General features: G+C 69.9%; 22 protein-coding genes. 19 read left to right on the forward strand and 3 right to left on the reverse strand.

The window, feature by feature from the left end; translation table 11 throughout:
* Positions 1-2: 2 nt before the first annotated feature.
* The 16 genes from AB0M46_RS02560 to AB0M46_RS02635 all read left to right on the forward strand — a co-directional run bounded on the left by AB0M46_RS02560 (position 3) and on the right by AB0M46_RS02635 (position 16,901).
* Entirely contained in the window at positions 3-767 is a 765-nt protein-coding gene (locus AB0M46_RS02560) for an SDR family NAD(P)-dependent oxidoreductase (RefSeq protein ID WP_363332465.1), read from the forward strand.
* On the forward strand, positions 764-2,578 hold the full coding sequence (locus AB0M46_RS02565; RefSeq protein ID WP_363332466.1) for a CoA-transferase: 1,815 nt from the start codon (positions 764-766) through the stop codon (positions 2,576-2,578). Before AB0M46_RS02560 ends, AB0M46_RS02565 begins: the two co-directional genes overlap by 4 nt.
* A 5-nt stretch (positions 2,579-2,583) precedes the next feature.
* Positions 2,584-4,281 (forward strand): AMP-binding protein, encoded by a 1,698-nt coding sequence (locus tag AB0M46_RS02570; RefSeq protein ID WP_363332467.1) that lies wholly within the window; start codon positions 2,584-2,586, stop codon positions 4,279-4,281.
* Position 4,282: 1 nt separating this feature from the next.
* Positions 4,283-5,449, forward strand: a complete 1,167-nt coding sequence (locus tag AB0M46_RS02575) for an acyl-CoA dehydrogenase family protein (protein WP_363332468.1) — start codon at positions 4,283-4,285, stop codon at positions 5,447-5,449.
* Positions 5,446-6,204, forward strand: a complete 759-nt coding sequence (locus AB0M46_RS02580; protein WP_363332469.1) for an SDR family oxidoreductase — start codon at positions 5,446-5,448, stop codon at positions 6,202-6,204. Before AB0M46_RS02575 ends, AB0M46_RS02580 begins: the two co-directional genes overlap by 4 nt.
* Positions 6,201-7,016, forward strand: coding sequence for an SDR family oxidoreductase (locus AB0M46_RS02585; protein ID WP_363332470.1), 816 nt, complete (start codon positions 6,201-6,203; stop codon positions 7,014-7,016). The genes AB0M46_RS02580 and AB0M46_RS02585 overlap by 4 nt, the downstream gene beginning before the upstream one ends.
* Positions 7,017-7,096: 80 nt before the next feature.
* A complete protein-coding gene (locus AB0M46_RS02590; protein WP_363332471.1) occupies positions 7,097-7,900 on the forward strand; it encodes an enoyl-CoA hydratase/isomerase family protein in 804 nt (267 codons plus the stop codon).
* A gap of 10 nt (positions 7,901-7,910) precedes the next feature.
* A complete protein-coding gene (locus AB0M46_RS02595) occupies positions 7,911-8,801 on the forward strand; it encodes an LLM class F420-dependent oxidoreductase (protein WP_363332472.1) in 891 nt (296 codons plus the stop codon).
* 49 nt (positions 8,802-8,850) lie between these two features.
* The gene (locus tag AB0M46_RS02600; protein ID WP_363332473.1) at positions 8,851-10,086 is read left to right on the forward strand and encodes an amidohydrolase family protein; all 1,236 of its coding nucleotides are present in this window, start codon (positions 8,851-8,853) and stop codon (positions 10,084-10,086) included.
* A 53-nt stretch (positions 10,087-10,139) separates the two neighbouring features.
* On the forward strand, positions 10,140-11,108 hold the full coding sequence (locus tag AB0M46_RS02605) for an SDR family NAD(P)-dependent oxidoreductase (protein WP_363332474.1): 969 nt from the start codon (positions 10,140-10,142) through the stop codon (positions 11,106-11,108).
* 76 nt (positions 11,109-11,184) lie between these two features.
* On the forward strand, positions 11,185-12,012 hold the full coding sequence (locus tag AB0M46_RS02610) for an aldolase/citrate lyase family protein (RefSeq protein WP_363332476.1): 828 nt from the start codon (positions 11,185-11,187) through the stop codon (positions 12,010-12,012).
* Positions 12,009-12,815, forward strand: a complete 807-nt coding sequence (locus AB0M46_RS02615; RefSeq protein WP_363332477.1) for an ABC transporter ATP-binding protein — start codon at positions 12,009-12,011, stop codon at positions 12,813-12,815. The genes AB0M46_RS02610 and AB0M46_RS02615 overlap by 4 nt, the downstream gene beginning before the upstream one ends.
* Entirely contained in the window at positions 12,812-13,525 is a 714-nt protein-coding gene (locus tag AB0M46_RS02620; RefSeq protein WP_363332478.1) for an ABC transporter ATP-binding protein, read from the forward strand. Before AB0M46_RS02615 ends, AB0M46_RS02620 begins: the two co-directional genes overlap by 4 nt.
* A gap of 1 nt (position 13,526) precedes the next feature.
* A complete protein-coding gene (locus tag AB0M46_RS02625) occupies positions 13,527-14,432 on the forward strand; it encodes a branched-chain amino acid ABC transporter permease (protein WP_363332479.1) in 906 nt (301 codons plus the stop codon).
* Entirely contained in the window at positions 14,429-15,472 is a 1,044-nt protein-coding gene (locus AB0M46_RS02630; RefSeq protein ID WP_363332480.1) for a branched-chain amino acid ABC transporter permease, read from the forward strand. Before AB0M46_RS02625 ends, AB0M46_RS02630 begins: the two co-directional genes overlap by 4 nt.
* Positions 15,473-15,530: 58 nt before the next feature.
* Positions 15,531-16,901, forward strand: a complete 1,371-nt coding sequence (locus tag AB0M46_RS02635) for a CoA transferase (protein WP_363332481.1) — start codon at positions 15,531-15,533, stop codon at positions 16,899-16,901.
* A 68-nt stretch (positions 16,902-16,969) separates the two neighbouring features.
* Here AB0M46_RS02635 and AB0M46_RS02640 read toward each other — a convergent pair whose 3' ends face one another.
* Positions 16,970-18,604 carry a thiamine pyrophosphate-binding protein gene (locus AB0M46_RS02640; RefSeq protein WP_363332482.1) on the reverse strand — a complete coding sequence of 545 codons (1,635 nt, stop codon included), beginning with the start codon at positions 18,602-18,604 and terminating at the stop codon, positions 16,970-16,972.
* 23 nt (positions 18,605-18,627) lie between these two features.
* Between AB0M46_RS02640 and AB0M46_RS02645 the strand changes: the two genes are divergently transcribed.
* A complete protein-coding gene (locus AB0M46_RS02645) occupies positions 18,628-19,596 on the forward strand; it encodes a zinc-binding dehydrogenase (protein WP_363332483.1) in 969 nt (322 codons plus the stop codon).
* Positions 19,597-19,689: 93 nt separating this feature from the next.
* Complete coding sequence (locus AB0M46_RS02650; protein ID WP_363332516.1) at positions 19,690-20,973, forward strand: amidohydrolase family protein; 1,284 nt, start codon at positions 19,690-19,692, stop codon at positions 20,971-20,973.
* 534 nt (positions 20,974-21,507) lie between these two features.
* On the opposite strand, the gene AB0M46_RS02655 is transcribed toward AB0M46_RS02650, so the two are convergent.
* Positions 21,508-22,218 (reverse strand): GntR family transcriptional regulator, encoded by a 711-nt coding sequence (locus tag AB0M46_RS02655; protein WP_363332484.1) that lies wholly within the window; start codon positions 22,216-22,218, stop codon positions 21,508-21,510.
* Positions 22,219-22,314: 96 nt separating this feature from the next.
* On the opposite strand from AB0M46_RS02655, the gene AB0M46_RS02660 reads away from it, so the two are divergent.
* Complete coding sequence (locus AB0M46_RS02660; protein WP_363332485.1) at positions 22,315-22,710, forward strand: nuclear transport factor 2 family protein; 396 nt, start codon at positions 22,315-22,317, stop codon at positions 22,708-22,710.
* A gap of 451 nt (positions 22,711-23,161) precedes the next feature.
* Here the strand turns inward: AB0M46_RS02660 and AB0M46_RS02665 are convergent, their stop codons facing one another.
* On the reverse strand, positions 23,162-24,430 hold the full coding sequence (locus AB0M46_RS02665; RefSeq protein WP_363332486.1) for a carbohydrate binding domain-containing protein: 1,269 nt from the start codon (positions 24,428-24,430) through the stop codon (positions 23,162-23,164).
* Positions 24,431-24,473 lie beyond the last annotated feature (43 nt).

The raw sequence follows: 24,473 nt of genomic DNA on the forward strand, positions 1-24,473 counted from the left end.
AAGTGGTCGGTCAGATGGACTTCGAGGGCAAGGTCGCGCTCGTGGTCGGCGGCGGCAGCGGCATCGGCGCCGCCACCGCCAGGCTTCTCCACCATGGCGGCGGGACCGTCGCGGTCGCGGACCTGAACGCGGGCAACGCGAAGGCCGTCGCCGGCGAGCTGGTATCCGCCGGCCGTGGCGCCTCACACCACCAGTGCGACATCACAGACCCCGGCCAGGCCGACGCCCTGGTCCGCGAGGTGGTCGACCAGCACGGCCGCCTCGACATTCTGGTCAGCACCGTCGGCTGGACCGACATCACCTTTTTCGCGCAGGAGACCGCCGCCTACTGGCGGAAGATCATCGACATCAACCTGATGGGATCCCTGTACCTCACGCATGCGGCGATCGGCCACATGGCGGCCCAGAAGTCGGGTTCGATCGTGCTGACCAGCTCCGATGCCGGCAAGGTCGGCACGATGGGCGAGACCGCCTACGCCGCGGCGAAGGCGGGGGTCATCGGCTTCGTGAAGTCGGTGGCCCGCGAGGTGGTCCGCGACGGCATCCGGGTCAACGCGATCGCGCCCGGCCCGACCGATACGCCGCTGCTGAACGAACCGGCCGACGCCGCGAAGATCATCGAGCGGATGACCCGGGCCGTACCGATGAAGCGGATCTCCCAACCGGTCGAGCAGGCCCAGGCCATCGCCTTCCTCGCCTCCGACGCGGCCAGCTACATCACCGGCCAGACGCTCAGTGTCAGCGGCGGATTGACCATGTCGTCATGAGCGCCCCCGACCTGACTGCGTTCGTGGCCGAGCTGGACGACCGCTTCCGCATCGCCGACAACGAGGGCAAGTCCAAGGTGATGCCGCTGCAGGCCGCGCTGCGCAGATACGTCACCCACGGCTGCACGCTGCACGTGGCGTACTCCGAAGCCCGGCCCAACGGGGCACTGCTGGAGCTGGCCCGAGTCTTCGCCGGCACCCGTCCCGAGCTCACCCTGGTGACCGTCGGGCTGGTGAACCTCCAGCACGCCCTGGTCGAGATGGGCCTGGTGAAGCGGATCGTCACGTCCTTCGCCGGCGAGAACTACCCGGTCGCCCGGCCGAACGCCGCGCTGCAGCGGGCCCTGCGCGCCGGGGACGTCACCATCGAGAACTGGTCACTGTGGAGCGTTGTCGCCCGCCTGGCCGCCGGAGCCCTGGGCGTCTCGCACTTTCCGGTCCGGTCCATGGCCGGCAGCTCGATGGGCCTGGAGGCGGCGGCCCGCGGCGAGTACCGCGAACTCGACGCGGACGCGCCCGACGGTGGCACCGGCACGGGCCTGGTCAGCGCACTGAGCCCGGACGTGGTGATCATGCAGGCGGTGGCCGCGGACTCCGCAGGCAACGTCATCGTGGCCGCACCGTACGGGGAGGGGCACTGGGGCGCGCTGGCCGCGCGCCGCGGCGTCATCGCCTGCGTGGAGAAGGTCGTCGACACCGCCACCATCCGGGCGATGAACGGCGTGGTGCGCATCCCCGCGCACGCCGTCCTGGCCGTCTGTGAGCTGCCGTACGGCAGCCACCCGTACGGGCTGTACGACTCGGGTGTCCCCGGCGTGTCCAGCTACACCGACGACGACGAGTTCATGGCCGACGTCCGGCGGGCGTCGCGGACTCCCGAGGCGTTCCGGGCGTGGATCGAGGAGTGGGTGACCGGCGTGCCCGACCACGCCGCGTACCTGGACAAGATCGGCCGGTCCCGGCTGGATGACCTGACGCAGCGCGCGGCCCCCGACGCCTGGCGCCGGGAGGTGACCGCCGACTGGCTCTTCGACGGTCCGGCCACCACCTCGGAGACCCAGGTGATCGCCACCGCCCGGCAGCTGGAACGGCGGGTACGCCACGACGGGTACCAGGCCGTGCTGTCGGGGGTCGGCCTGTCCAACCTGGCCGCCTGGGTCGGCGTCGATCACCTGCACCGCCAGGGCATCGACATCGAGCTGATGGCCGAGATCGGCATGTTCGGCTACTCCCCCAGGCCGGGCGAGCCGTACATCTTCGCGGGCCGCAACCTGCCCAGCTCCAAGATGTTGACCGATGTCATGGGGGTCCTCGGGACCTTCGTCGGCGGGCCCGCGACCGCGACCATCGGCATGGTCGGCGCCGGTCAGATCGACAGGAGCGGCGCCCTCAACTCCACCTACACGGAGTCCGGTGACTTTCTGGTGGGTTCCGGCGGCGCCAACGACGTGCTCAGCGCCTCCCAGGAGGTGATCGTCACCGTCGGGCACAGCCCTGAGCGGCTGGTGCCGAAGGTCTCCTACGTGACCTGTCCAGGGGACCGGGTGCGCAGCATCGTGACCACGCTCGGGGTCTTCGAGCGGGTGGACGGGCCCGAGTATGTGCTCACCCGCATCCTGCCCACGGCCGGGGCGGACGACCGCGCGGCCGTGGAACGCATTCGCGGGTCGATGGGCTGGTCGTTCGAGGTGCACCGGGATGTCGTCCGGGAGCAGCCGCCGACGCCGGAGGAGCTCGCCGCGCTGCGGGTCTACGACCCCCACCGGCTCTTCCTCGGGGATCGGGCACCGGTCTCCGCACGAGAAGGGTGAGTGACATGCCTGGTGAGGACTCCTCATCGTCCCAGGGCCTGCTGGAGCACGCGACGGACGCCTACAGCGACGAACAGATCCGCCGGTTCAAGGCCGACGGCTGGTGGCAGGACACCCTGCTCATCGACGACCTGCGCGTCAACGTCCGGAGCCGTCCCGACGCGGACGCGGTGGTGGACCGGTTCCGGCGGGTCACCTGGGCGCAGCTGGACCGCCGGGTGGAGCGCCTGGCCACCGCGCTGGTCGACCTGGGCCTCGCCCCGGGCGAGTTCGTGGCCATCCAGCTGCCCAACTGGATCGAGTTCGTGGAGGTCTATCTCGCCGTCCAGCGGGCCGGCCTGCGGCCGCTGACGCTCATGCCGATCTATCGTGCGCACGACGTCAGCTACATGCTGAACAAGTGTCACGCCAGGGCATACGTTGTCGCGTCGAAGTACCGCAGCACGGACTTCACCGTCATGGCCGAGCACGTACGGCGTGCGGTCCCATCCCTGGCGCACGTCCTCGTCGCCGGCGATCCCGGCCCCGGGCAGCTCCGCCTGCAGGACCTCGACGCGGACCCCCGTACCGCGGATCTCGACGCCCGCCGCCCGGACCCGGACAGCCTGTCCCGCCTGGCCTTCACCTCGGGCACCACCGCCCTGCCCAAGGCGGTCGCGCACACCCACAACACCGACCGGGTCTCCCCGCAGTGGCTGCGGATGACCCTCGGGCTCAGCCCGGACACCCCGATCTGGATGCCGAGCCCGATCTCGCACGTCACCGGCCTGCTGTTCGGCCTGTACACCTCGGTGCTCTGCGGCGCCAAGCTGATCCTGCAGGACATCTGGGAGCCGCGCGCCGCCCTGGATCTCATCAGCGCCGAGGGGGCGGCCTTCACGCTCAGCGCCACCCCGTTCATCGCGGCGATGGTCGAGGAGGGGCGCAGCAACGGGGTGCCGCCGCACCGCCTGCGGTACTTCTGCTGCGGCGGCGCGCCCGTGCCGGAGGACCTCGTCCGGGATGCCCGCAGCGAGCTGGGCATCAACGTGCTGCGGGTGTTCGGCGTCTCAGAGGCACCGCTGAACACCATGAGCTACGTCGGCGACAGCTGGCAGCGGCTGGTGTCCCGCGACGGCCGCCCCATGCCGGGCTGCTCGGTCAAGATCGTCGACCAGGACAACCGGAGCAGCACGCTGGGCCCGTCCGAGGTCGGCGAGTACGCCACCCGCGGACCGCACGTCTTCCTCGGCTACTACGGCGACCCGGAGCGCACGCACGAGTCACGCGACCGCGACGGGTGGTACTACAGCGGGGATCTGTGCTGCCTGGACGAGGACGGCTACGTCCGGTACGTCGACCGGATCAAGGACATCATCAACCGCGGCGGCGTGAAGATCAGCGCGCTGGAGGTCGAGAACCTCATGGCGGAGCACCCCCTCGTGGAGCGGGCCGCGGTCGTGGCGGTGCCGGACAGCCGGCTCGGCGAGCACGCGCTGGCGTTCGTCGTACCGAAGCACGGTCAGTCCCTGTCGCTGTCGCAACTGTGCGAGTTCCTGGAACAGCAGGGCATCACCAGGCAGAAGTGGCCGGAGGAGATCGAGTTCATCGAGGAGTTGCCGACCACCGCCACCGGCAAGATCCAGAAGGCGAAGCTGCGCGACCTGCTGGCCGCGCGCGACCTGGCCACGGCGGCGGCGCACGAGCAGTCCGGGCGGCCGTGACATGTTCGAGATCCTCGACTTCGACCTGTCCGACGACGACCGCGGGGTCCGCGACCTCGCCCGCGAGATCGTCCGCGACCGGATCGCGCCGCACGCCCGCGAGCTGGACGAGACCGAGACGTTCCCGGCCGACGCCATCGCCGCGCTCGCGAAGGCAGGCCTGACCGGGATCCTCGTTCCGGAGGACTGCGGGGGCGCGGGCGGGACGATGCTGCAGTACTGCCTCGTGCTGTCCGAGATCGCCTCGGCGTGCGGTGCCACGTCGACGACGTACATGGCCCTGGCGCACGCCATGCTGCCGCTGCTGGCGACCGGCAACGACGAGCAGAAGGCGCGATGGCTGCCGGCCGCGGCGCGCGGCGAGCTGGTCGCCGGGATGGCGATCACCGAGCCGGACGCCGGCTCGGACCTGGCATCCCTGGCAACCAGGGCGACCCGGGTGGCCGGGGGCTACCGGGTCAGCGGTAGCAAGATCTTCGTCACCAACGGCACCGAGGCCGAGCTGTTGACGGTCTTTGTCCGTACCGGGGATGCCGGTGCCGGCGGGATCAGCGCTCTGCTGGTCGAGACGTCATCGGCCGGCATCAGCCGCGGGCGGCCGCTGCAGAAGATGGGCATGCGCGGCTCGGACACCGCCGAGGTCTTCTTCCAGGACGTGTTCGTCCCCGAGGAGAACCTGCTGGGACCGGAGGGCAGCGGCTTCCGGATCGCGATGGGCGTGCTCGGCGACGCGCGGATCAGCACCGCCGCCCAGGCGGCCGGCCTGGCCCGCGGGGCGTGGGTGCGCGCCTACGACTACGCGCAGCAGCGGCGGCAGTTCGGCCGTCCGATCTACGAGTTCCAGGCCGTACAGCTGCGGCTGATGACGTTGTACGCAAAGCTCTGCTCCGCCGAGCTGATGGTCTCGCGGCTGGCCCGGATGATCGACGCCCGGACGCGCCACGAGTACAGCGTCGAGGCGGCGATGGCCAAGTCCTACTGCGCGGACGTCGCGGTGGAGGTGACGACCGGGGCGGTGGACGTGCTGGGCGGTTACGGCTACCTACGCGAATACGAGCTCGAGCGCTTCATGCGCGACGCGAAGGTCACCCAGATCTACGACGGCACCAACGACATCAACCGGCTGGTGATGGCGCGGCAGTTGACACGCCGGCGGGCGGCGCGGTGAGCGGCACGACGCTGGATGGCGCGACCGCCGTCGTGACCGGGGCCAGCCGCGGGCTCGGTCAGGCGATCACCCTGGCGTTGGTCGAGGCCGGCGCCCGCGTGGTCGCGGTGGCCCGGGACGAGGCCAACATGGCGGAGACGCTCCGGCTGGCCGAGCCGCTGGGCGGGTCGGTGACGCCGGTCGCGTGTGACGTCTCGTCGGCGACGTCCGTCGAGCGGATGGCGCAGGCCGTGCTGCGGGAGACCGGGCGGGTCGACATTCTGGTCAACAACGCCGGGGTCGTCAACGAGTCACCGTTCCTCGACCTTGCCGCGGACGACATCACCCGCACCTTCGGCGTGAACATCCTCGGCCCGATGCTGGTCACCCAAGCGCTCGGCCGGGCGATGGTGGCCCAGCGCAGCGGCCGGGTCATCAACATCGGCTCGGTGGACGCGGTGGTGGGCGTGCCCAACCTGGTCGACTACTGCGCGAGCAAGGGGGCGCTGGCCCAGTTCACCCGCGCGCTGGCCGTCGAGTGGGCCCGCTACGGGGTGACCGTGAACTGCCTGTGCCCGGGCTACATCGAGACCGACCTCAACAGCGAACGCCTGCGGGACCCCGCGGTTCGCACGAAGGTGCTCGGCCGCGTCCCGCTGCGCAGGTTCGCGCGGCCCGAGGAGATCGCGTCCTGGGTCGTCTTCCTCGCTGAGGACCGCAGCAGCTACGCGACAGGACAGGTGATTGTGGTGGACGGAGGCGAGTCGGCGAGATGAGTGGGCGGCTGGACGGCAAGGTCGTCATTGTCACCGGCGCGGGGTCGATCGGCCCGGGCTGGGGCAACGGCAAGGCATGCGCGGTGCTGTATGCGCGCGAGGGCGCCAAGGTTGTCCTCGTCGACCGCGTCGAGGCCGCCGTGGCCGAGACGGCCGGCATCATCACGGCCGAGGGCGGCGAGGCGACGCCCGTCGTGGCCGACGTGTCGACCGCCGAAGGGGTCGACGCGTACGTCGAGGCCGCGGTGCGCCGCTACGGCACGGTGGACGTGCTGCACAACAACGTGGGTGTCGGCGCGATCGGACCGTTCACCGAGGTCACCGAGAAGCAGTGGGACCTGGTCTATCGGGTGAACGTGAAGAGCGTCTTCCTCGGCAGCCAACGGGTCATCCCGGTGATGCGCGCGTCCGGACGCGGCGGCTCCATCGTGAACATCTCCTCGGTCGCCTCGATGCGATGGACGGGCACGGCGTACGCCGCCTACTCCTCGAGCAAGGCGGCGGTGAACCAGCTCACCCAGGCGATCGCGCTGGAGCACGCGCGTGAGGGGATCCGGTGCAACGTGGTGGTGGTCGGTTACGTCGACACCCCGACGGTGTACGTCGCCCAGGCCGCCGGCCCGGGCGAGGCGGACACGCTGCGGGCCGCCAGGGATGCGGCCTGCCCCATGGGTCACGTCGGCAGCGCCTGGGACGTCGCCTACGCGTCGCTGTACCTCGCCAGTGACGAGTCGCGGTACGTCACGGGCACCCAGCTGGTCGTCGACGGTGGATTGACTGCGGGCAGTGCCGCCGCCGAAGCGAAGAATTGAAGGCCGCGGCGGTGACGGTATTGAAGGCCCCGGGTAAAGCGGATACAGTATATGGAATTCCGAAAGCGAGGATGAGCAGCATGTCGGAGAACGGACAGCCGCCGGTCATCGTCGAGGTTCACGACGCAGTGGGTGAGATCGTCCTCAACGCCCCGCACCGGCTCAACGCCATCGACCTGGACATGCTCGACCACCTCGACCAGCGGATCACCGAGCTGGAGGCCGACGGGGCGGTACGCGCCCTCATCGTGCGGGGCAACGGCCGCGGCTTCTGTTCCGGCGCCAGCCTGGACTTCCTGGGCGACAAGTTCAGCGATCCCGATGTGTTCGGTCCGTTCCTCGACCGGTGGCACGAGGTCTTCGCGCGCCTGTCGCAGTCGGATCTGCCCTCGGTCGCGGCCGTGCACGGGTTCGCCCTCGCCGGCGGCTTCGAGCTGATGCAGGCCTGCGACCTCGTCGTCGTCGCCGACGACGCCAAGATGGGCGACCACCACGCGCAGCTGGGGCTGTTCCCCGGCGGCGGCGGCACCCAGCGACTGCCCCGGCAGATCGGTCCGCGCCGGGCCAAGTGGCTGCTGCTCACCGGCGAGTGGGTGACGCCGGAGGTGGCGTGCGAGTGGGGTCTGGTCAACGAGGTCGTTCCCGCGGCCGGCCTGCTGACCCGCGCACGGGAGATCGCCGCGCTGCTGGCCACCCGCAGCGCCGCGGCCACCGCGCGCATCAAGCGGGCCGTCAGCGCGGGGGTGGACCTGCCGCTCACCGCCGGACTGGCGGTCGAGCGACGCATCGGCGTCGCGCACATGCAGTCCGATGACGTCCGCATCGGCGTCGACGCGTTCCATCGCCGGGCGGTCCCCGTCTTCGTCCCGCGGCGGCAGCGATGATCCGGCGCCGGTGTCCGGCACCGCAACCCGGGGCGGTCGCGGGATGAACTTCGGCGTCTACATCGTCCGCGCCCACGGGCGGCTCGCGCTGACCGACCTGGCCCGCGAGGTCGAACACCGCGGCTTCGAGTCGCTGTTCGTCTGCGAGCACACGCACATCCCGGCCGGCACCACGCTCGACTACCCGGCCGCGCGCAACTCGGAGACCGAGCTGCCGGAGGAGTACTACGGCACGCTGGATCCGTTCGTGGCGCTGGCCGCGGCCGCGGCCGTCACCAGCCGGCTGCGGGTCGGCACCGGGGTCTGCCTGGTCCCGCAGCATCATCCGATCACCCTGGCGAAGACGGTCGCCTCACTGGACCAGCTCTCCGGCGGACGGGTTCTGCTGGGCGTGGGTGCCGGGTGGAACCAGGGCGAGATGCGAAACCACGGCGTGGACCCGGCGCGCCGCGCGCTCGCCCTCGACGAGGGCCTGGCCGCGATGCAGGCGATCTGGGCGCAGCAAGAGGCGTCGTACCACGGGCAGCTGCACTCGTTCGACCGGATAATCTCGCTGCCCAAACCCGTCCAGGCACCACACCCGCCGATCCTCGTCGGCGGCAACGGGGCGGCCGCCCGGGCCAGGACAGTGCGCCTCGGCGACGAGTGGATGCCCTCAGACCCGCGTGACAACGCGCTGCTGCGCAAGCAGATCGCCGATCTGCGGGAGCGCGCGGCGGCGGCCGGGCGGCCCCGCCCTCGGGTCACCCTGTTCGCGGCCCGACCCGACTATGACGACGCGCGGGAGCAGGCGGAGGCCGGGGTTGATCGATGGGTCTACTGGCTTCCGTCGGCCGATCGCGAGGTGGTGATGCCAAGACTGGACCGTTACGCCGACCTGATGGGTCGGCTGTCGAGATGAGACCAAGCACGCCCGCCCAGCCCGGAACCCGGAGGAAGGGACGCACACCATGCCCGAACTGACCGAACGCACCGACTTGACCGCCGAGAGCCTGCCATGGTTCATCAGCGTGGACGACCACGTTGTCGAGCCACGCGACGTGTGGACGAGCCGGCTGCCCAAGAAGTACAAGGATGCCGCGCCGCACTACGAGCGGCGCAAGATGGGCAAGGCCCGGCGTGTCGGGTCCGGCCAGTACGTCGCGGACGAGGACGCCGATGGCAAGATCACGGACGTCTGGGTCTACGGCGACGTGGTCAAGCCGATCCTGAGGACCATCGCGGGCGTGGGCCTGCCCCCGGACCTGCGCAACACCGAGCAGACGAACTTCGACGAGATGCGCCCCGGGTGCTACGACCTGAAGGCCCGCATCGCGGACATGGACATGAACCACGTCGAGGTCTCGCTCTGCTTCCCGCAGATGTCGCGCTTCTGCGGGCAGGAGTTCAGCGAGGGCAAGGACAAGGATCTCGGCCTGCTCTGCATCAAGGCCTACAACGACTGGCAGGTCGAGGAGTGGGCCGGACAGTCGGGTGGCCGCATCGCGCCGCTGGCCATGGTCCCGCTCTGGGACGCGCAGCTGGCCGCGGACGAGGTGCGTCGCAACGCCGCCCGTGGCGTGCGCGCGGTGACCTTCAGCGAGAGCCCGTACTTCCTGGGCTACCCGTCCATCCACTCGGGCTACTGGGACCCGTTCTTCCAGGCGTGCCACGAGACCGGGACGGTCGTCTGCATGCACATCGGGTCGTCCTCGCGCATGGAGGCACACTTCATCGCGCCCGAGGCGCCGATCGCCGTCGGCGTGAGCCTGACCTCCAACAACGCGATCACCTCGCTGATGGAGTACCTGTTCTCCGGGGTGCTGGTCAAGTTCCCGAACCTGAAACTTGCCTACTCCGAGAGCCAGGTCGGCTGGATTCCCTACCAGCTGGAGCGGGCCGACGAGATCTGGGAGCAGCACCGGACGTGGAACGGCGTGGGCAGCACGCTGCCCGAGGCGCCGTCCTACTACTACCGGCGCCAGGTCTACGGGTGCTTCTTCCGCGACTACTACGGCATGAAGAACCTCGAGGCGATCGGCGAGGACAACACGACCTTCGAGGTCGACTACCCGCACACCGACTCGACGTGGCCGAACACCGCGGCTACGGCGCTGGACATGTTCAAGTACCTCACGGATGAGCAGATCTACAAGGTCTCGCGCGGCAACGCCATCCGCATGCTGCAACTCGATCTGGACAAGTAACCCGACGAGCTGCGGGCGCCGAGGTCCTCCGGCGCCCGCAGAAGGGGGCACAGATGGGCAGGTTCGATTCCAAGGTCGCCATCGTGACCGGTGCCGGAACCGGCATCGGCCGCGCGGAGGCCATGTTGCTCGCCGCTGAGGGCGCCCGGGTGGTCGTCAACGACCTGGGCACGAGCACGGCCGGCGACGGTTCAGACAGTCGGGTCGCCGACAGCGTCGTCGCCGAGATCGTGGCCGGTGGCGGGATCGCGGTGGCCAACCACGACGATGTCGGGTCGTGGGATGGCGCCCGGCACATGATCCAGACCGCCATCGACCAGTTCGGCGGCCTGGACATTTTGATCAACAACGCCGGGGTGAGCAGGCACGCGCCCCTGTGCGACACCAGCGAGGCGGACTGGAACGTCGTCGTCGACGTCAACCTCAAGGGCACCTTCGCCCCGATCCGCCACGCCGTTGAGTTCTGGCGCGCGCAGTACCAGAAGTCCGGCCAGCCGGTCAACGCCGTCATCATCAACACGTCCTCCCGCGGCGGCCTGTACGGCGAGGCGAACAAGTCGGCCTACGCCGCCACAAAGATGGGCGTCATCGGGCTGACGCTGGCGCTGGCCCGCGAGCTCATCGACGTCGGCGTCCGGGTCAACGCGGTCGCTCCGGTCGCCCGCACCCGGCTCTGGCACGCCGCGAACGCCAAGTTCAACCCGACCGCGGTAGCCGCCGAGGAGAGCCGTCGTCAAGGTCCGCCGGCCGAGCTCGACCGGCTCGCCCCTGAGCACGCCGCGGCGGCGACCGTCTGGCTGGCAACCGAAGAGGCCGCCACCCTCAACGGTCAGGTCCTGGTCGCGGAAGGAGGCCGGGTGGAACTGCTGCAGGGCTGGGAAGTCGTCTCGGCACAGACGACCGTCCGGCCCTGGACCTTGGACTCCCTCACCGCCGTGCAGGCCGACCTGCTGCGGGGCCACAACCCGGATGTCGGACCGCTGCCGCCGTACCGCCTCGGCCCCGCGGTCGCTCCCAGCTGAGCGCCGCGTGACTCCACATGAGCTTGTCGACCGCGTCCCCGCATCGGACGCGGTCGACCGACCACAAGGGGTTCTGATGCGAACCAAGATGTTCTCCCAACTTGCCAGCGGGGGCAGTACCTACGGGGCGTTCACCCTGATCAACCAGCCCGAGGTAGTCGAGATCATGGGCTCGCTCGGACTGGACTTCATGTGCATGGACATGATGCTCGGCGCACTCGACTGGCGCACCGCGTCGGCGATGGCGCTGGCCGCCGAGCGGTACGGCATGAGCACCATGATCCGGGTACCGTCCTACCCGTGGTCCGGCCGCCGGGACATGGTCGACCACCACATCGCGACGGACGTCCTGCGCGCGGTCTCCATCGGCGCGGACGTGGTGATGGCGTCGCTGGAGACGCCGGAACAGGTCGCGTCCGCCCTGCATCCGACCACCAACTCGCACCGGCGCATCTACCTGCCCAAGTTCGAGTTCGAGGCGCACGGCACACCCGAGGAACGTGCGGGCCTGGACGAGCAGACGGCCAACGAGCACGCCCACGCGTGGCTGCTGCCGCTGATCGAGAGCAGGCTGGCGGCCGAACAGCTCGAGGACATCGTGACGGTGGACGGGCTGCAGGCGGTCTTCCTCGGGATGAGCGACCTGGCCAACGAGTTCGGTCATCCCAACGACTACACCCACCCGGAGATGGACGAGATGGTCCAGCGGGCGGTCGAGCAGGCCTCGAAGCACTCGGTGGCCGTCTTCGTGAACATCATGGGCGCGGGGACCGGTCCCGCCCGGGTGCAGGAGGCGGTGGCCCGGTACGAGCAGATGGGCGTGCGTGGCTTCTTCCTCCCGTTCGACTCGGCCATCCTGATCCGCTTCTACCGCGACGTCATGTCCACCCTGAGGCCGCAGTGAGCACCGCCACCGCCGCCAATGCGGGCGGCCACGCGGACCCGGTCGCGCTGGAGGTCTCTGGACTGACGGTGCGCTTCGGCGGTCTGGTCGCGCTTTCGGAGGCGTCCGTCACCGCCTACGAGAACGAGATCACCGCGCTCATCGGGCCCAACGGCGCGGGCAAGACGACGCTGTTCAACTGCTTGACCGGGGTGTACCAGGCCGACGCCGGCAGCATCGAGTATCGCGGCCAGCAGTTGCGTGGGCTGCGGCCGGACCGCATCGCCAACCACGGCATCAGCCGCACGTTCCAGAACCTGGCGCTCTTCCCGCAGCTGACGGCGCGGGAGAACGTGATCGTCGGGCTGCACCGGACACGCCAGACCGGCTGGGTCTCCAACGCCCTGCGGCTGCCGCAGGTGCTGCGCGAGGAGACGGCCGTCAGGGAGCAGGCCGACGCGGCGATGGCCGAGCTGGGCCTCTCCGCCGTGGCGGACCTGCGGATCAGCGAGCTGCCCTACGGCACCCTCAAGAGGATCGAGATCGCCCGCGCCCTGGTCTCGGGAGCCTCGCTGCTGCTGCTGGACGAGCCGGCCGGCGGGCTGTCGCACGAAGAGGTCGACGAGTTCATGGAGCTCATCCGCCGGGTGCGCTCCTCGCGGTCGCTGACGATCCTGCTCGTGGAGCACCACATGGGCCTGGTCATGAAGCTGTGCGACCGGGTGACGGTGCTCAACTTCGGCCGCACCATCGCGGCCGGCACCCCCGCGGAGGTCAGTGAGATTCCGGCCGTCATCGCGGCGTATCTCGGAGGTGGGGAATGACGCTGCTCGAGATCTCCGAGCTCAACGGCGGCTACGGTCTGGTCCGCGTCCTGCGCGACGTCAGCATGACGGTCGACGACGGGGCCGTGGTCTCCGTGCTGGGGTCCAACGGCGCCGGGAAGACCACGCTGCTGCGCGCGATCAGCGGAATGCTGCCGACGGTGAAGGGGTCGATCCGCATCGCGGGCAAGGACATCACCCGCCTGGCCCCGGAGAAGATCGCCCGGCTGGGCGTGGCGCACGTGCCGGAGGGACGTGGCACCTTCGTCGGCCTGACCGTCGAGGAAAACCTGGAGATCGGCGCCTGGCGCCGCTCCGACCGGGCCGCGATCCGCCGCGACATGAGCCGCATGTACGAGTTGTTCCCGGCGCTGGCCACCCGGCGCAGCCAGCGGGCGGGCTCGCTGTCCGGTGGCGAGCAGCAGATGCTGGCGATCGGCCGGGCGTTGATGTCCGAGCCCCGGCTGCTGCTGCTCGACGAGCCGTCGCTGGGCCTGGCCCCACTGGTGGTACGTCAGGTGTACGCCGCCCTGGCCACCGTCGTCGCGGATTTCGGCGTGACCGCCGTCGTCGTCGAACAGAACGCCCACGTCGCCCTGGAGATCGCCACCGGGGCCCACCTCATGGAAGTCGGCCGGATCATCCGGTCCGGCAGCGCGGAGAGCATGCGCAACGACCCCGCCATCCAACGCTCATACCTAGGTGTTTGAGATGAGACCTTTCCTGCAGGCAATATTCGACGGGCTCGCAAGCGGGGCGATCTATGCCGCGCTCGCGCTGGCCCTGATCATGGTGCACCGCGCCACCAACATCCCCAACTTCGCCCAGGGGGAGCTGGCCATGCTCTCCGCGTTCGTCGCCTGGGAGCTGCAGAACCGGGGCTTCCGTCCCTTCGGCATCGACAGCATGCCCTGGGTGGTGGCGTTCATCATGGCCATCCTGATCTCGTTCGTCATCGGCTTCGTCATCGAACGCGCCATCATCAGATGGGTCGAGGCGGCGCCGCCACTGACGCTGATCATCATCACGCTGGGGTTGTTCTTCGTGGTGAACTCCGGGGCGGGCCAGATGTTCGGGACCGTCACCAAGATCGTGCAGACGCCCTGGCCGACCAGTCCGTTGCAGGTGGGCGGCGCGATCATCAGCTGGGACACCATCGTGCTGGTCGCCGTGCTCTGCGCCGCGCTGGGGCTGGTCTTCGCCCTGTTCCGGTACACCAAGCTGGGTCTGGGCCTGCGCGGGGCGTCGATGAACGCGCCGTCGGCCAAGCTGGTCGGCATCTCCGTCGGCACCATGCTCGGCGTGGGATGGGGGCTGGCCTGCGCGCTGGGGGCAATCGCCGGCACCATGTCGGCGCAGACCCTCGGGCTGCAACCCAACATCATGGGTTCGGTACTCGTGTTCGCCTTCGCCGGCGCGGTGCTGGGCGGGCTCGACTCGCCGGTCGGCGCAGTGGTCGGCGGGCTGACGGTCGGCCTGCTCCAGGCGTTCCTCAGCACGTACTGGCACCCGTACGGCAACAGCCTGAGCCTGGTGATCGCGTTCGGCCTGATCGCTGTCGTCCTGCTTCTGCGGCCCAACGGGATCTTCGGCCGGCCGCCGGTGGTGCGGGTATGAAAGACAAGCGGACCGTCTTCCTGGTGCTCGCCGTCGTGGCGGTGGCACTGACGTGGATCCTGCCCGACTTCCGGCTCTTCCAGCTCGCGACGGCCGCGACGTGGGCCATCGCCATGCTCGGGCTCAACCTGCTCACCGGCTACAACGGCCAGATCTCGCTGGGGCACGGGGCGTTCTTCGGCATCGGCGCCTACACCACGGCCATCTGCGTGACCCGTTACGGCATGTCCTACCCCATGGCGATCCTCCTCGCGATCGTGCTCTGTGCCGTCGCCGGGGTCATCGTCGGCGTGCCGGCACTGCGGTTCTCGGGCATGTCACTGTCGTTGATCACGGTGGCGCTCGCCTTCGCCTTCCCGCAGCTCCTGCAGCAGTTCAAGTCGCTGAGCGGAGGCACTCCGGGCATCATCGTGCCGACGGCCGACCAGCCGACCTCGCCGTCCTGGCTGGGGCTCACCGCCGACCAGTTCCTCTACCTGGTGATCGTGCTCTGCGCGATCGTCGTGTTCGCGCTCGGCGCCAACCTGGTGCGTGGACGCTGGGGGCTGGCCATCATGTCGGTGCGGGACAACCCGATCGCGGCGGCCTCGATGGGGGTGTCGCTGTCGCGGGTGAAGGCAACGGTGTTCGCGACCAGCGCCGTCTTCGCGGGCTACGCCGGCGGCCTGCAGGTCATGCTGCTGGGCTACATCGGTCCGGAGAGCGTGTCGTTCACGATCTCGATCACGATGCTCACGGGCATCGTCCTGGGCGGCCTGGGCACGATCAGCGGTGCGCTCGTCGGCGGTCTGTTCACCGTCATCCTGCCGGACATCGGCGGCGGGATCTCGCGGTCGGCTCCCGGCATCATCAACGGGGTCATCATCGTGCTGGTGATGCTGATGGCGCCGCGGGGTCTGGTCGGGACCGCCTCACTGTGGACGAACAAGTTGCTGCGCCGGTACCGAATGCGCGGGGACACCGCCGAGCAGGCTCCCCCTCGGCCGGCCTCTGCGCCCCTGACGCACGCGTCGGCGGGCCGGGACGCCGACGGCGACTGACGGCCCACCCAACCGCGGTCCCGCGACAGCGCGAAGGCGCGAAAGAAAGGTTGTTCCTGTGGATGCTGCACGTCTCGGGTCGATCCTCGCCGCGATGCAGACGCCCCTGGCGGAATCGTCTGCGTTGACGATCACCGGCGCGGACCCGGTCTACCCCAGCCGCCTTCCGCTGGCCGAAGTCGGTGCGGTGGCGCTGGCGCTGTGCGGCCAGCAGGCGGCTCGGCTGCACGAGCTGCGCACCGGGCAGGGACAGGTGGTGACAGTGGACGTGCTCGCGGCGGCGCGGATGCTGTCCTCGCTGTACCTGGCCCGGTTGGACGGTGCCCCACTGCCGCTCTCCGATGAGGCGACGGTGGGGCGCTACCGCTGCGCCGACGGAGGCTGGATCTTCCTGCAGGGCCTCTTTCCGGGGCTGCGCGACGGCATCCTGGAGGTGCTCGGCTGCCCTGACGACCGGGCGTCGGTGGCCGCCGCCACGGCGACCTGGCCGGCGCAGGCGCTGGAAGACGCGCTGGCGCAGCGCCGGGTCTCGGCCGCCCGCGTGCGCACCCGGCAGGAGTGGCTGGACCATCCGCAGGGTCAGTACGTGAGCGGCCTGCCGGCGGTGGAGATCGTGCGGGTGGGCGACAGCGACCCGGAACCGCTGCCGCCGGGGACCGCCCCGCTGGACGGGGTGCGGGTGCTCGACCTGTCCCGGGTACTGGCCGGCCCGACCTGTGCACGCACCCTCGGCGAGCACGGCGCCGAGGTCCTGCTCGTCAGCGGGCCGGGACTGCCCTTCAGCGTGCCGTCCTCCACCGACACCGGTCATGGCAAGCGAACCTGCTGGATCTCCCTGGACCGGCCCGAGGGACGCGACCGGTTGCACGGGCTGGTCGAACAGGCCGACGTGATCTGCGACGGCTACCGATGGGGATCCCTGCAGCGGCGTGGCGTGGGCCTGGCCGACGCGGTCGCCCGCCGGCCGGGGATCGTCTACGTCTCGGTCAACTGCTACGGCCCGGGCGGTCCCTGGCGCGACCGGGCCGGCTGGGAGCAGACGGCCGAGGCGGCGACCGGCGTGATGGTGGAGCAGGGGCCGGACGGTGACCCCCGGCTGCTCCCGACGCCCTTCGCCGACTACGTCACCGGCTATCTCGCCGCCTACGGCGCCCTGGTCGCGCTGAACCTACGGGCGAGCGTAGGCGGCTCCTGGCATGTCCGGGCCTCCCTGTGTCAGACGCTCGAGTGGCTGTTCCGGGTGGGCGTGCTGCCGGAGGCGCCGCCGGCGGGCACGCCGCTGGACGGCGGGGCGATGCTGGCCTGGCAGACCGAGCTCGGCAGGCTCGACTACGTGGGTCCGGTCGTCCAGATGGGCCTCACCCCGCCGTTCTACCGCAGCGCGCCGGTCGCGCTCGGCACGCATCAGGCGCAGTGGGTCACCGCCTGATCCGCGCGGTCGCGCCCCCGAGTCACTCGAGTTCCCCGACGACTACGGCAACGAGTCTCGGACGCAGGTCACCGGGGGCGCTGCCGCCGCGCGGTGATGTCGACCCGGGGGTCGACCTGGACGTCGATCAGCAGCGGCAGCTGACCGGCCCCGGCGGTCCCGACGGCCTCCGCAAGCTCCGTGCGCGTCCGGACGGTCACGCCGTGCCCACCGAGCGCCTCGGCGACGCGGGCCAGGTCCGGCCATTGCATCAGGGACAGTGCCGGGTCCAACCCGAACTGCTCCAGCTTGGTGTACTCGGCACCGTACGAGCCGTCGTTGAGCACGACGAGGACCAGCGGCAGTCGCTCCCGCGCCGCGGTGGAGAACTCGATCAGGTTCATCATCGTGCCGCCGTCCCCGGCGACGACCACGGTGGGCCGGGACGGGTCGGCGAGCGCAACGCCGAGACCGAGGCCGAGCGAGAGGCCGATGGACCCGAAGTTCGTGGCATGGGTGAAGCGGCCCGGCTTCCCCACGTGCAGGTAGCGCCAGGCCGCCTGGATGAAGCGGCCCGCGTCCGTGACGACGAAGCGGTCCGGCGGCAGCAGTTCGTCGAGGTCGATCACGGCGGTGCGCATGTCGAGGTGACGTGGCGTCGAGGAGTCTTCGAAGTCGTCGCGGGGGTGTGCCGAGGCGAGCTGCTTCGCGAGGGCCTCGGTGCACAGCGACGCCGTCGCCGGCCGGTCCACACCGGACAGCGCGTCCACCATGGATCGGGCGACCAGCTTGGCGTCGCCCAGCACGAAGTGTCCGTGGTCGCCGCGGCGGAACTGCGCCCGTGGGTCGGCATCGCAGCGCACGACGGCCCGGTCCCCCAGCAGCTCGCCCTCGAGCGTCGTGTACCCGTTGAGGCCGGCCCCGAAGACGAGCAGACAGTCCGCGTCGGCCAGCACCTGACTGGCCACGTCGGTCGACAGCGTGCCCATGATGCCGAGGTTGAACTCGGCATCGCGGAACAGATCACGGGCCAGCAGGGTGGTGCACAGCGGGGCACGCAGCACGGCCGCCAGCTCCCGCAGCTCGTCGCCGGCATCGGCGAGCACGGCGCCGTGGCCGGCGAGGATCACCGGCTTGCGCGCGCTGAAGGCGATGCCCAGCGCCTGGTCCAACGCCTCCTCGTCGGCGGGAATCACCGGCCGGCGGGCGCGCGGCGCGGTGCGCGTCGGCGCCGGCACCTGGGCATCGAGCAACTCGAACGGGACGTCGACCACGATGGCCTGCCCGTCGCGCACCGCGCGTCCGGCCAGGTTGTGGAGGTCGTCTGCCAGGTGCTCGGCCTTGAGGACCCGCCAGTAGTCGGCTCCGGCCAGCCTGGCCCCGGCCTGAAGGTCGAGCTGTTGCGGATGGTGGCGCCGCACCGCCGGTGCGCCGGTCAGCAGCAGCAGCGAGCTGCGCGCACGGACCGCCTCGGTGAGCGCCGTGAGCGCGTTGGTGAACCCGGGCCCGTGGGTCACGCTGACCACGCCGAGCTCCTGCGTGGCCCGGTGGAAGCCGTCGGCCATCCCGACCGCGCTGCCTTCCACGACGGCCCCCACGAACCGGGCGGACTGCTGGTCCGTGAAGGCCGACACGTACTGCATGTTCGCGTCGCCGAGGACGCCGAACATCGTCCGCACGCCACACCGGAACAACGACTCCGCCAGGGCTTCATAGGCCTTCATTTCACAACCTCCGGAGGAAACACATGTGGGCTTACCAGTTGTGCGCGCCGGCCACGCTGCGACGCGTCGAGGTCGCCGATCCGGACGCCGAAGCCATGCCCGAGGGCAGCGTGCTGCTGCGCATGCTGGCGGGCGGCGTCTGCGGCAGCGACCTGCCGCACTTCCGCAACGGATGGCCGATGGGCCGCACCGAGGCCGATGCAACGCCGGATGCCGGGTTTCCGATGCACGAGGTGGTCGGCGAGGTGGTGGCTTCGCGGCATCCGGATCACGAAGTGGGATCGACGGTGGTGGGCTGGGCGACCGGCTTCGACGCCCTGGCCGAGTACTGCGTGACGGCCGGCGACAGCGTGGCGGGATTCGACGCCGGCCTGCGGCCCGCCGAGGCGGTGGTGCTGCAGCCGCTGGCCTGCGTGCTCTACGCCGTGGAGCGGATGCGGGACCCGGCGGGAGCAGACGTCGCGGTCCTCGGGCTCGGGCCGATTGGTCTGCTGTTCAGTCACGTCCTCAAGCAGCGCGGCGCCCGCCGGGTCGTCGGGGTGGACCTGGTGGACCGGGCGCAGCTCGGCCGGCACTACGGCATCGACGAGGTGGTCAACGCCTCGACGACGCAGTGGCGACGGTCCTTGGGCGACGCGCGGCCGGACATCGTGGTGGAGGCCATCGGCCATCAGGTTTCGACGCTCGTGGACGCGGTGGAGGCCGTTCGTTTCGGCGGATCGGTCTTCTACTTCGGCATGCCGGACGACGCCTTCTACCCGTTCCCGATGCTGGCCTTCCTGCGCAAGAACCTTCGCCTGGACGCGGGCGTGACCCGGGACCGGCAGCGGGTGCTGCGCGACGCGGGCGCCTACCTCCAGCGTCATTCCGGGCTGCTGGACACCTACGTCTCGGCGGTCGTGCCGTGTCACGACCAAGGCCCGCAGTCGGCGTTCGACCTGGCCGCCCGGCCGGCGCCCGGCCGCCTCAAGGTCGTTCTATCGATGGACTGAAACATCGGTTGACAGTAACTGGATACAGGATACTCTGTCTAGTGATCCAGCCGACACGAGGCACGGTGGAGAATGGAGTCCAGAGTGAACGGTATGACGGACATGGCGACGTCGGCGCGCTCCCGCAGTCGCAGCGCGCGCAGGGACACGGTGACGCTGCTACCGGACCCCGAACCCAGGGAGGTCTGGTTCCCGTTCATCTCGGTGGACGACCACGTACTGGAGCCGGTGACGACCTTCCGCGACCGCTTCCCGAGCCACCTCCGGGACGCCGCGCCGCGGGTCGAATACGGCTACAACGGCGATCCGGAGATCCCGTACTGGTTGGTCGAGGACGAGCAGCTGCCGATCGGCACGGTCAACGGCGCGGTGGGTCGTCCGGTGACCGAGTGGAACGGCGCGGCGCAGACCCTCGACGACTTCCGGGCGGGCGTCTCCGACTCGAGGCTGCGGCTGAAGGAGATGGACCTCGTCGGCGCGTGGGGATCCGTCTGCTTTCCCTCGGTGATCTGGGGCTTCGCCGGCCGCAGGCTCAGCCAGATCCGCGACCGGGAAGTGGGCCTCGCCAGCATCAAGGCATACAACGACTGGATGATCGAGGAGTGGTGTGCCGCCGACCCGGATCGGCTGATCCCCTGCCAGCTGCCGTGGCTCAACGACCCGCAGGTGGCCGCGCAGGAGATTCGGCGAAACGCCGAGCGCGGCTTCAAGGCCGTCAGCTTCTCGGAGAATCCGCTGACGGCCGGGTTCCCTTCCCTGCACGACAGAAGTTGGGACCCGTTCTTCGCCGCGTGTGAGGAGACCGGCACGGCGATCAACCTGCACGTCGGATCGTCGGGCATGGTGACCCTTCCGGATCCCAAGAGCCCGGTCGAGGTGCTGATCGCACTGTTCCCGGTGAATGCGATCGTCGCCAGCGTCGACTGGGTGTATTCGAGGATTCCGGTGCGGTTCCCGAACATCAAGATCGTCCTTTCCGAGGGTGGCGCCTCGTGGGTGCCGATGTCCTTGGAGCGGCTGGCGCGCACACACCGGCAGCTGGAGATCTCGGAGGTGTGGAAGGCGGGCGAGCCGAGCCCCGCGGAGGTACTGCTGCGCAACTTCTGGTTCGCCTCGCTCGAGGACCCGTCGGCGTTCCGCAACCTGGACACGATCGGCTCGCAGAACGTGCTCGTCGAGTGCGACTACCCGCACGGCGACAGCACCTGGCCGGACACCCAGAAGGTGCTCGAGTCGCAGCTGGCGCACCTGCCGGTCGAGGACGTCTTCAACATCTGCGTGGGCAATGCCGCGCAGGTGTACAACGCCTCGTTGCCACCCGTCGACTGGTTCGAGTCCTCCGCTCGCGGCAAGGACGCCCTCGGGCTGCTTCGCTGACCGGCCTGGGCCCCGCATTTCGGGCCGCCCACATGGTGCGTCAATAGGGAACGAGTGTCGTGTCGGGCGGCCGGAGGGTCTCACTCTCCGGCCCCCGCAGGTCTCGCAGTGAACCTCGCGTCCATCCGCCGGCAGCGTTCCTCGGTCCGCTCGGCGGCCTGCCGAGGCGGTGATGCTCGCCCGACGGCGGCGGCGAAGCGATCTCGGATCCGGCCGTGCCGCGAGATCAGCGACGATTCCCGGGACGGCGAGCGCGCCAGCTGCGCTACCGGCGCCAGCACCCGGAAGAAGCCCGGCCATGCGCCGGGCCATCACCATGCCTACATGACGGCGGACCTTCCGGGAAGATCAACCGGACACCGGCACGCCATGTTCAACGCCGAGCTCTCACCGGGGGGCGCATCCGCTCGATCCGCTCTACGCCCCGGAGCCAGCAACCATCCACGGTGGACACATGCACGGCATGCTGCCGCGCAACACCATACTGCTATGACGGTGAGCCGGCCGTCGTGCACCGGCTCACGGTGTGCCGCATCAGCTGGGGCTGCTGTTGAGATGATCGGCAATGTGGGTGCCGACCGACGCCACGTGGGCACTCATCAGCATGTCGGCCTTGGCACTGTCGCCCTTGGCAATGGCGGCGACGATGCTCGCGTGCTCCCGATTGGCGCGCTTCATCCACGTCGGGCTCTCGCGCAGGAAAGCACGGGGCAGCCGCAACGTGTGCGAACGCAACACGGCAAGCAGTTTCGGCGAGCCCGCCATCTGGTTGACCCGGCGGTGGAAATGCCAGTTGAGTTCCGTCATGAGGTCGACGTCATCGCCTTCCATCGCGGCGACCATGCGCCGGTGGAAGTCCCGGAGCTCCAGGATCTGCTCCGGATCATGGTTGTCAGCAACCCGTCGGGCGGCCAGCCCGCACAGGATCCCCTCGATGACATAGGTGTCCTGGATGTCCTCGCGGCTGATTGCCGCGACGATCGAGTGACCCTTGCCGTCGTCGTAGACGAAGCCTTCGTGACTGAGCTGACGCAGCGCGTCACGCACCGGCATTCGACTGGTCCCGTAACGTTCACACAGGATTGTCTGACTGATTGCGGCGCCGGCCGGTAAACGACCGAAGAGGATGTCGTCACGGACGAGTTCGGCGATCTGCGTGCCAAGGCGAACGTTGGTGACTCGTGGCACGGCCTCGCTCCGGCCTACGGCCAGGCCGCTTCTTGCGGTAGCGGGGATCACGTTCACGCACTCCATCTCTATCTCGTCTTAGCTTATCATGGCATACAGTATCCGGGAATTATTTCATCGACGCCTGGGAGTATCGTGCAACACGATGACCTTGTGGAACTTGAGCGTGTGCGTCAGGTGCGGGCGAGGTACTGCCGTTACGCCGACCAGCAGGACTGGGCGGCGTTTCGGGCCTTGTTCGCCGACGACTGCCAGTTCGGCTCGACCAGCATGCGTGACGTCCGTTCGCCCGACGACTTTGTGGGGCGGATCAAGGCCCTGCTCGACGGGGGCCGCTCGGCCCACTACTGCCACACTTCAGAGATCGAGTTTACTGGCCCCGGGACCGCATCGGCCGTCTGGTCGGCGGAGAATGTGATCCAGGTCAAGCAGGGCGACCCGTTCGTCCAGCGAGGCTACTGCTACGAGACCTACCGCCGCGACGAACGCGGTCACTGGTTGATCACGTCCACGAAGCTGGAGCAGGTAGGTCCCAACCTGATCACCTGACGTGTGGCCGGGCAACCACGTGTGGGCACAGCTCAACCGCGGCCGGTAATCGCACCATCAGCACCACCCCGCACATCATCACCGTCACCCAGGCTCGAGGCGCCGGAGCCTCCTATGTGGACGGCCTGATCGGCGACGGCAAGCACCGCGCCACCGCCTGCCCGACCGGGTCCACGCGGCGCCGCCCGCCGCGGCGCCGTCGGCGCGCTGCTCGCCGTGTTCTTCATCAGCCGATGGTAAGGCCTTTTTTCGAGTCGCGTATTAGCGGCCCCCGCTTCCGTCCCATCGGCCGATGACCCCTCCCGCGATCAGCCCATGGGCCTGCCGTTCCGGTGTTACGCAACCGGTCGGCAGCCGTGACCCTGCGCTGCCGGCCGGGTGACTCCGGCCGCGGTGCCGGCCCGGCCGGCCACCGCCGGAAGGTCCAGGCGGCGAAACCACACCGGGCACTTCACTGGATGGTGATCGTTCGCCGCTGCACGCCCCAGTTGTCGGCCTCGGCGCCGGGGAGCCACACGTCCACGATCTGCCCCTGGATCCAGGTGCCGATGTCGGCCGCGTAGCAGTACCCGTACCCGTCCACCTTGAAGCGGGTTCCCCACGGGATGTACCGCGTGTCGACCGCGCAGATACCCAGCGCGGTGTTGATGCCGCTCGCCGTCTGGCCGAGGTCGTTGTACGACGTGATCTCGTACTCGAACTGGGTCCCGGCGGCAATGGCGTACGGCTGGACGGCCCCGCTGTCGGCGAGGATGTACGGCTCGGACAGCGCGCCGGTGGAGGCGTCGCTGCCGTCGGAGCGCAGCGCCGCGAACGTGTAGTGCGCGCTGCGGCACGGTGCGCTGTCGGTCACGGACAGCGTCGCCTGGCCCCAGTCGTCGACCCAGCCGATCGACTGGCTGTTGCGCCACACCCGGTACGCCGCGGCGCCCGGCACCCGGCTGAACGTGATCGTCACGCTCGAGCCGCTGAGCGCACCGGTCACCGTGGACGGCGCGGGAAGCCGGCCGCTCAGGCTGATCAGCGGTCCCTGGCTCGTCGCGTTGTGGCTCGGCCCGACGACCCGGGCCGGTGGGGTGACGGTCGACCAGAACGGGCAGGCCGCGAGGCTCGCACCGGGACCCGTGCCACCGGTCGGCGACGGCGACGGACTCTTGGCCGGCGTCGGGCTGGCCGAAGCGGAGGTCGGCGGCGGCGTCGTGGGAGTGGGAGTGGGCGGCGCCGTCGTGCCGCCGCCGCCCGAGCCGGCCGCCAGGACGAAGTCGTCGGCGTAGTACGTCGGCTGCCCGTACCACCCGTGCACGAACACCGTCACGCTCGTGGTCGTGGACGAGGTCGTGAAGGACGTCGTGAGCTGCTGGAACGCCCCACCGGTGGACGGGGTCCAGATGCTCGCGCCGGAGGCCCCGACGTACACGTAACTGCCGTTCACCCACGCCGTCAGCGTGTACGTCGTGTTCGGCGAGACCGGCACGGATTGGGTGCACTGGGCCGTGTCACTGGCGCTGGGCGTCGCCTTCAGCGCGTACGCCCCGGAATGGACGGTGCCCGTCGCGGCGCTCGCCGTGCCGCTGCACGACCACCCGGACAGGCCGGACTCGAACCCCGGATCGCCGACAGGGTTCGCGCCGGCGCTGGCCGGCGGCACCATCGCGGAGATCGCCACCACGGTGGCCGCCACGCACCCGGCGCCGATCGCCAGACCTCTCCACCTACGCATACATCGATGAGAATAGTTCCCCACCCGAATGTCAAGGTTTGTT

Source organism: Dactylosporangium sp. NPDC051485, from assembly GCF_040682015.1.
Taxonomy (GTDB): domain Bacteria; phylum Actinomycetota; class Actinomycetes; order Mycobacteriales; family Micromonosporaceae; genus Dactylosporangium.

Bases quoted from the DNA above. Each gene is read 5' to 3' on its own strand.
- AB0M46_RS02565 (WP_363332466.1), top strand. From the start codon at position 764: ATGAGCGCCCCCGACCTGACTGCGTTCGTGGCCGAGCTGGACGACCGC.
- AB0M46_RS02650 (WP_363332516.1), top strand. From the start codon at position 19,690: ATGACGGACATGGCGACGTCGGCGCGCTCCCGCAGTCGCAGCGCGCGC.
- AB0M46_RS02630 (WP_363332480.1), top strand. From the start codon at position 14,429: ATGAAAGACAAGCGGACCGTCTTCCTGGTGCTCGCCGTCGTGGCGGTG.
- AB0M46_RS02605 (WP_363332474.1), top strand. From the start codon at position 10,140: ATGGGCAGGTTCGATTCCAAGGTCGCCATCGTGACCGGTGCCGGAACC.
- AB0M46_RS02600 (WP_363332473.1), top strand. From the start codon at position 8,851: ATGCCCGAACTGACCGAACGCACCGACTTGACCGCCGAGAGCCTGCCA.
- AB0M46_RS02610 (WP_363332476.1), top strand. From the start codon at position 11,185: ATGCGAACCAAGATGTTCTCCCAACTTGCCAGCGGGGGCAGTACCTAC.
- AB0M46_RS02585 (WP_363332470.1), top strand. From the start codon at position 6,201: ATGAGTGGGCGGCTGGACGGCAAGGTCGTCATTGTCACCGGCGCGGGG.
- AB0M46_RS02590 (WP_363332471.1), top strand. From the start codon at position 7,097: ATGTCGGAGAACGGACAGCCGCCGGTCATCGTCGAGGTTCACGACGCA.
- AB0M46_RS02665 (WP_363332486.1), bottom strand. From the start codon at position 24,430: ATGCGTAGGTGGAGAGGTCTGGCGATCGGCGCCGGGTGCGTGGCGGCC.
- AB0M46_RS02575 (WP_363332468.1), top strand. From the start codon at position 4,283: ATGTTCGAGATCCTCGACTTCGACCTGTCCGACGACGACCGCGGGGTC.
- AB0M46_RS02620 (WP_363332478.1), top strand. From the start codon at position 12,812: ATGACGCTGCTCGAGATCTCCGAGCTCAACGGCGGCTACGGTCTGGTC.
- AB0M46_RS02625 (WP_363332479.1), top strand. From the start codon at position 13,527: ATGAGACCTTTCCTGCAGGCAATATTCGACGGGCTCGCAAGCGGGGCG.
- AB0M46_RS02640 (WP_363332482.1), bottom strand. From the start codon at position 18,604: ATGAAGGCCTATGAAGCCCTGGCGGAGTCGTTGTTCCGGTGTGGCGTG.
- AB0M46_RS02645 (WP_363332483.1), top strand. From the start codon at position 18,628: ATGTGGGCTTACCAGTTGTGCGCGCCGGCCACGCTGCGACGCGTCGAG.
- AB0M46_RS02570 (WP_363332467.1), top strand. From the start codon at position 2,584: ATGCCTGGTGAGGACTCCTCATCGTCCCAGGGCCTGCTGGAGCACGCG.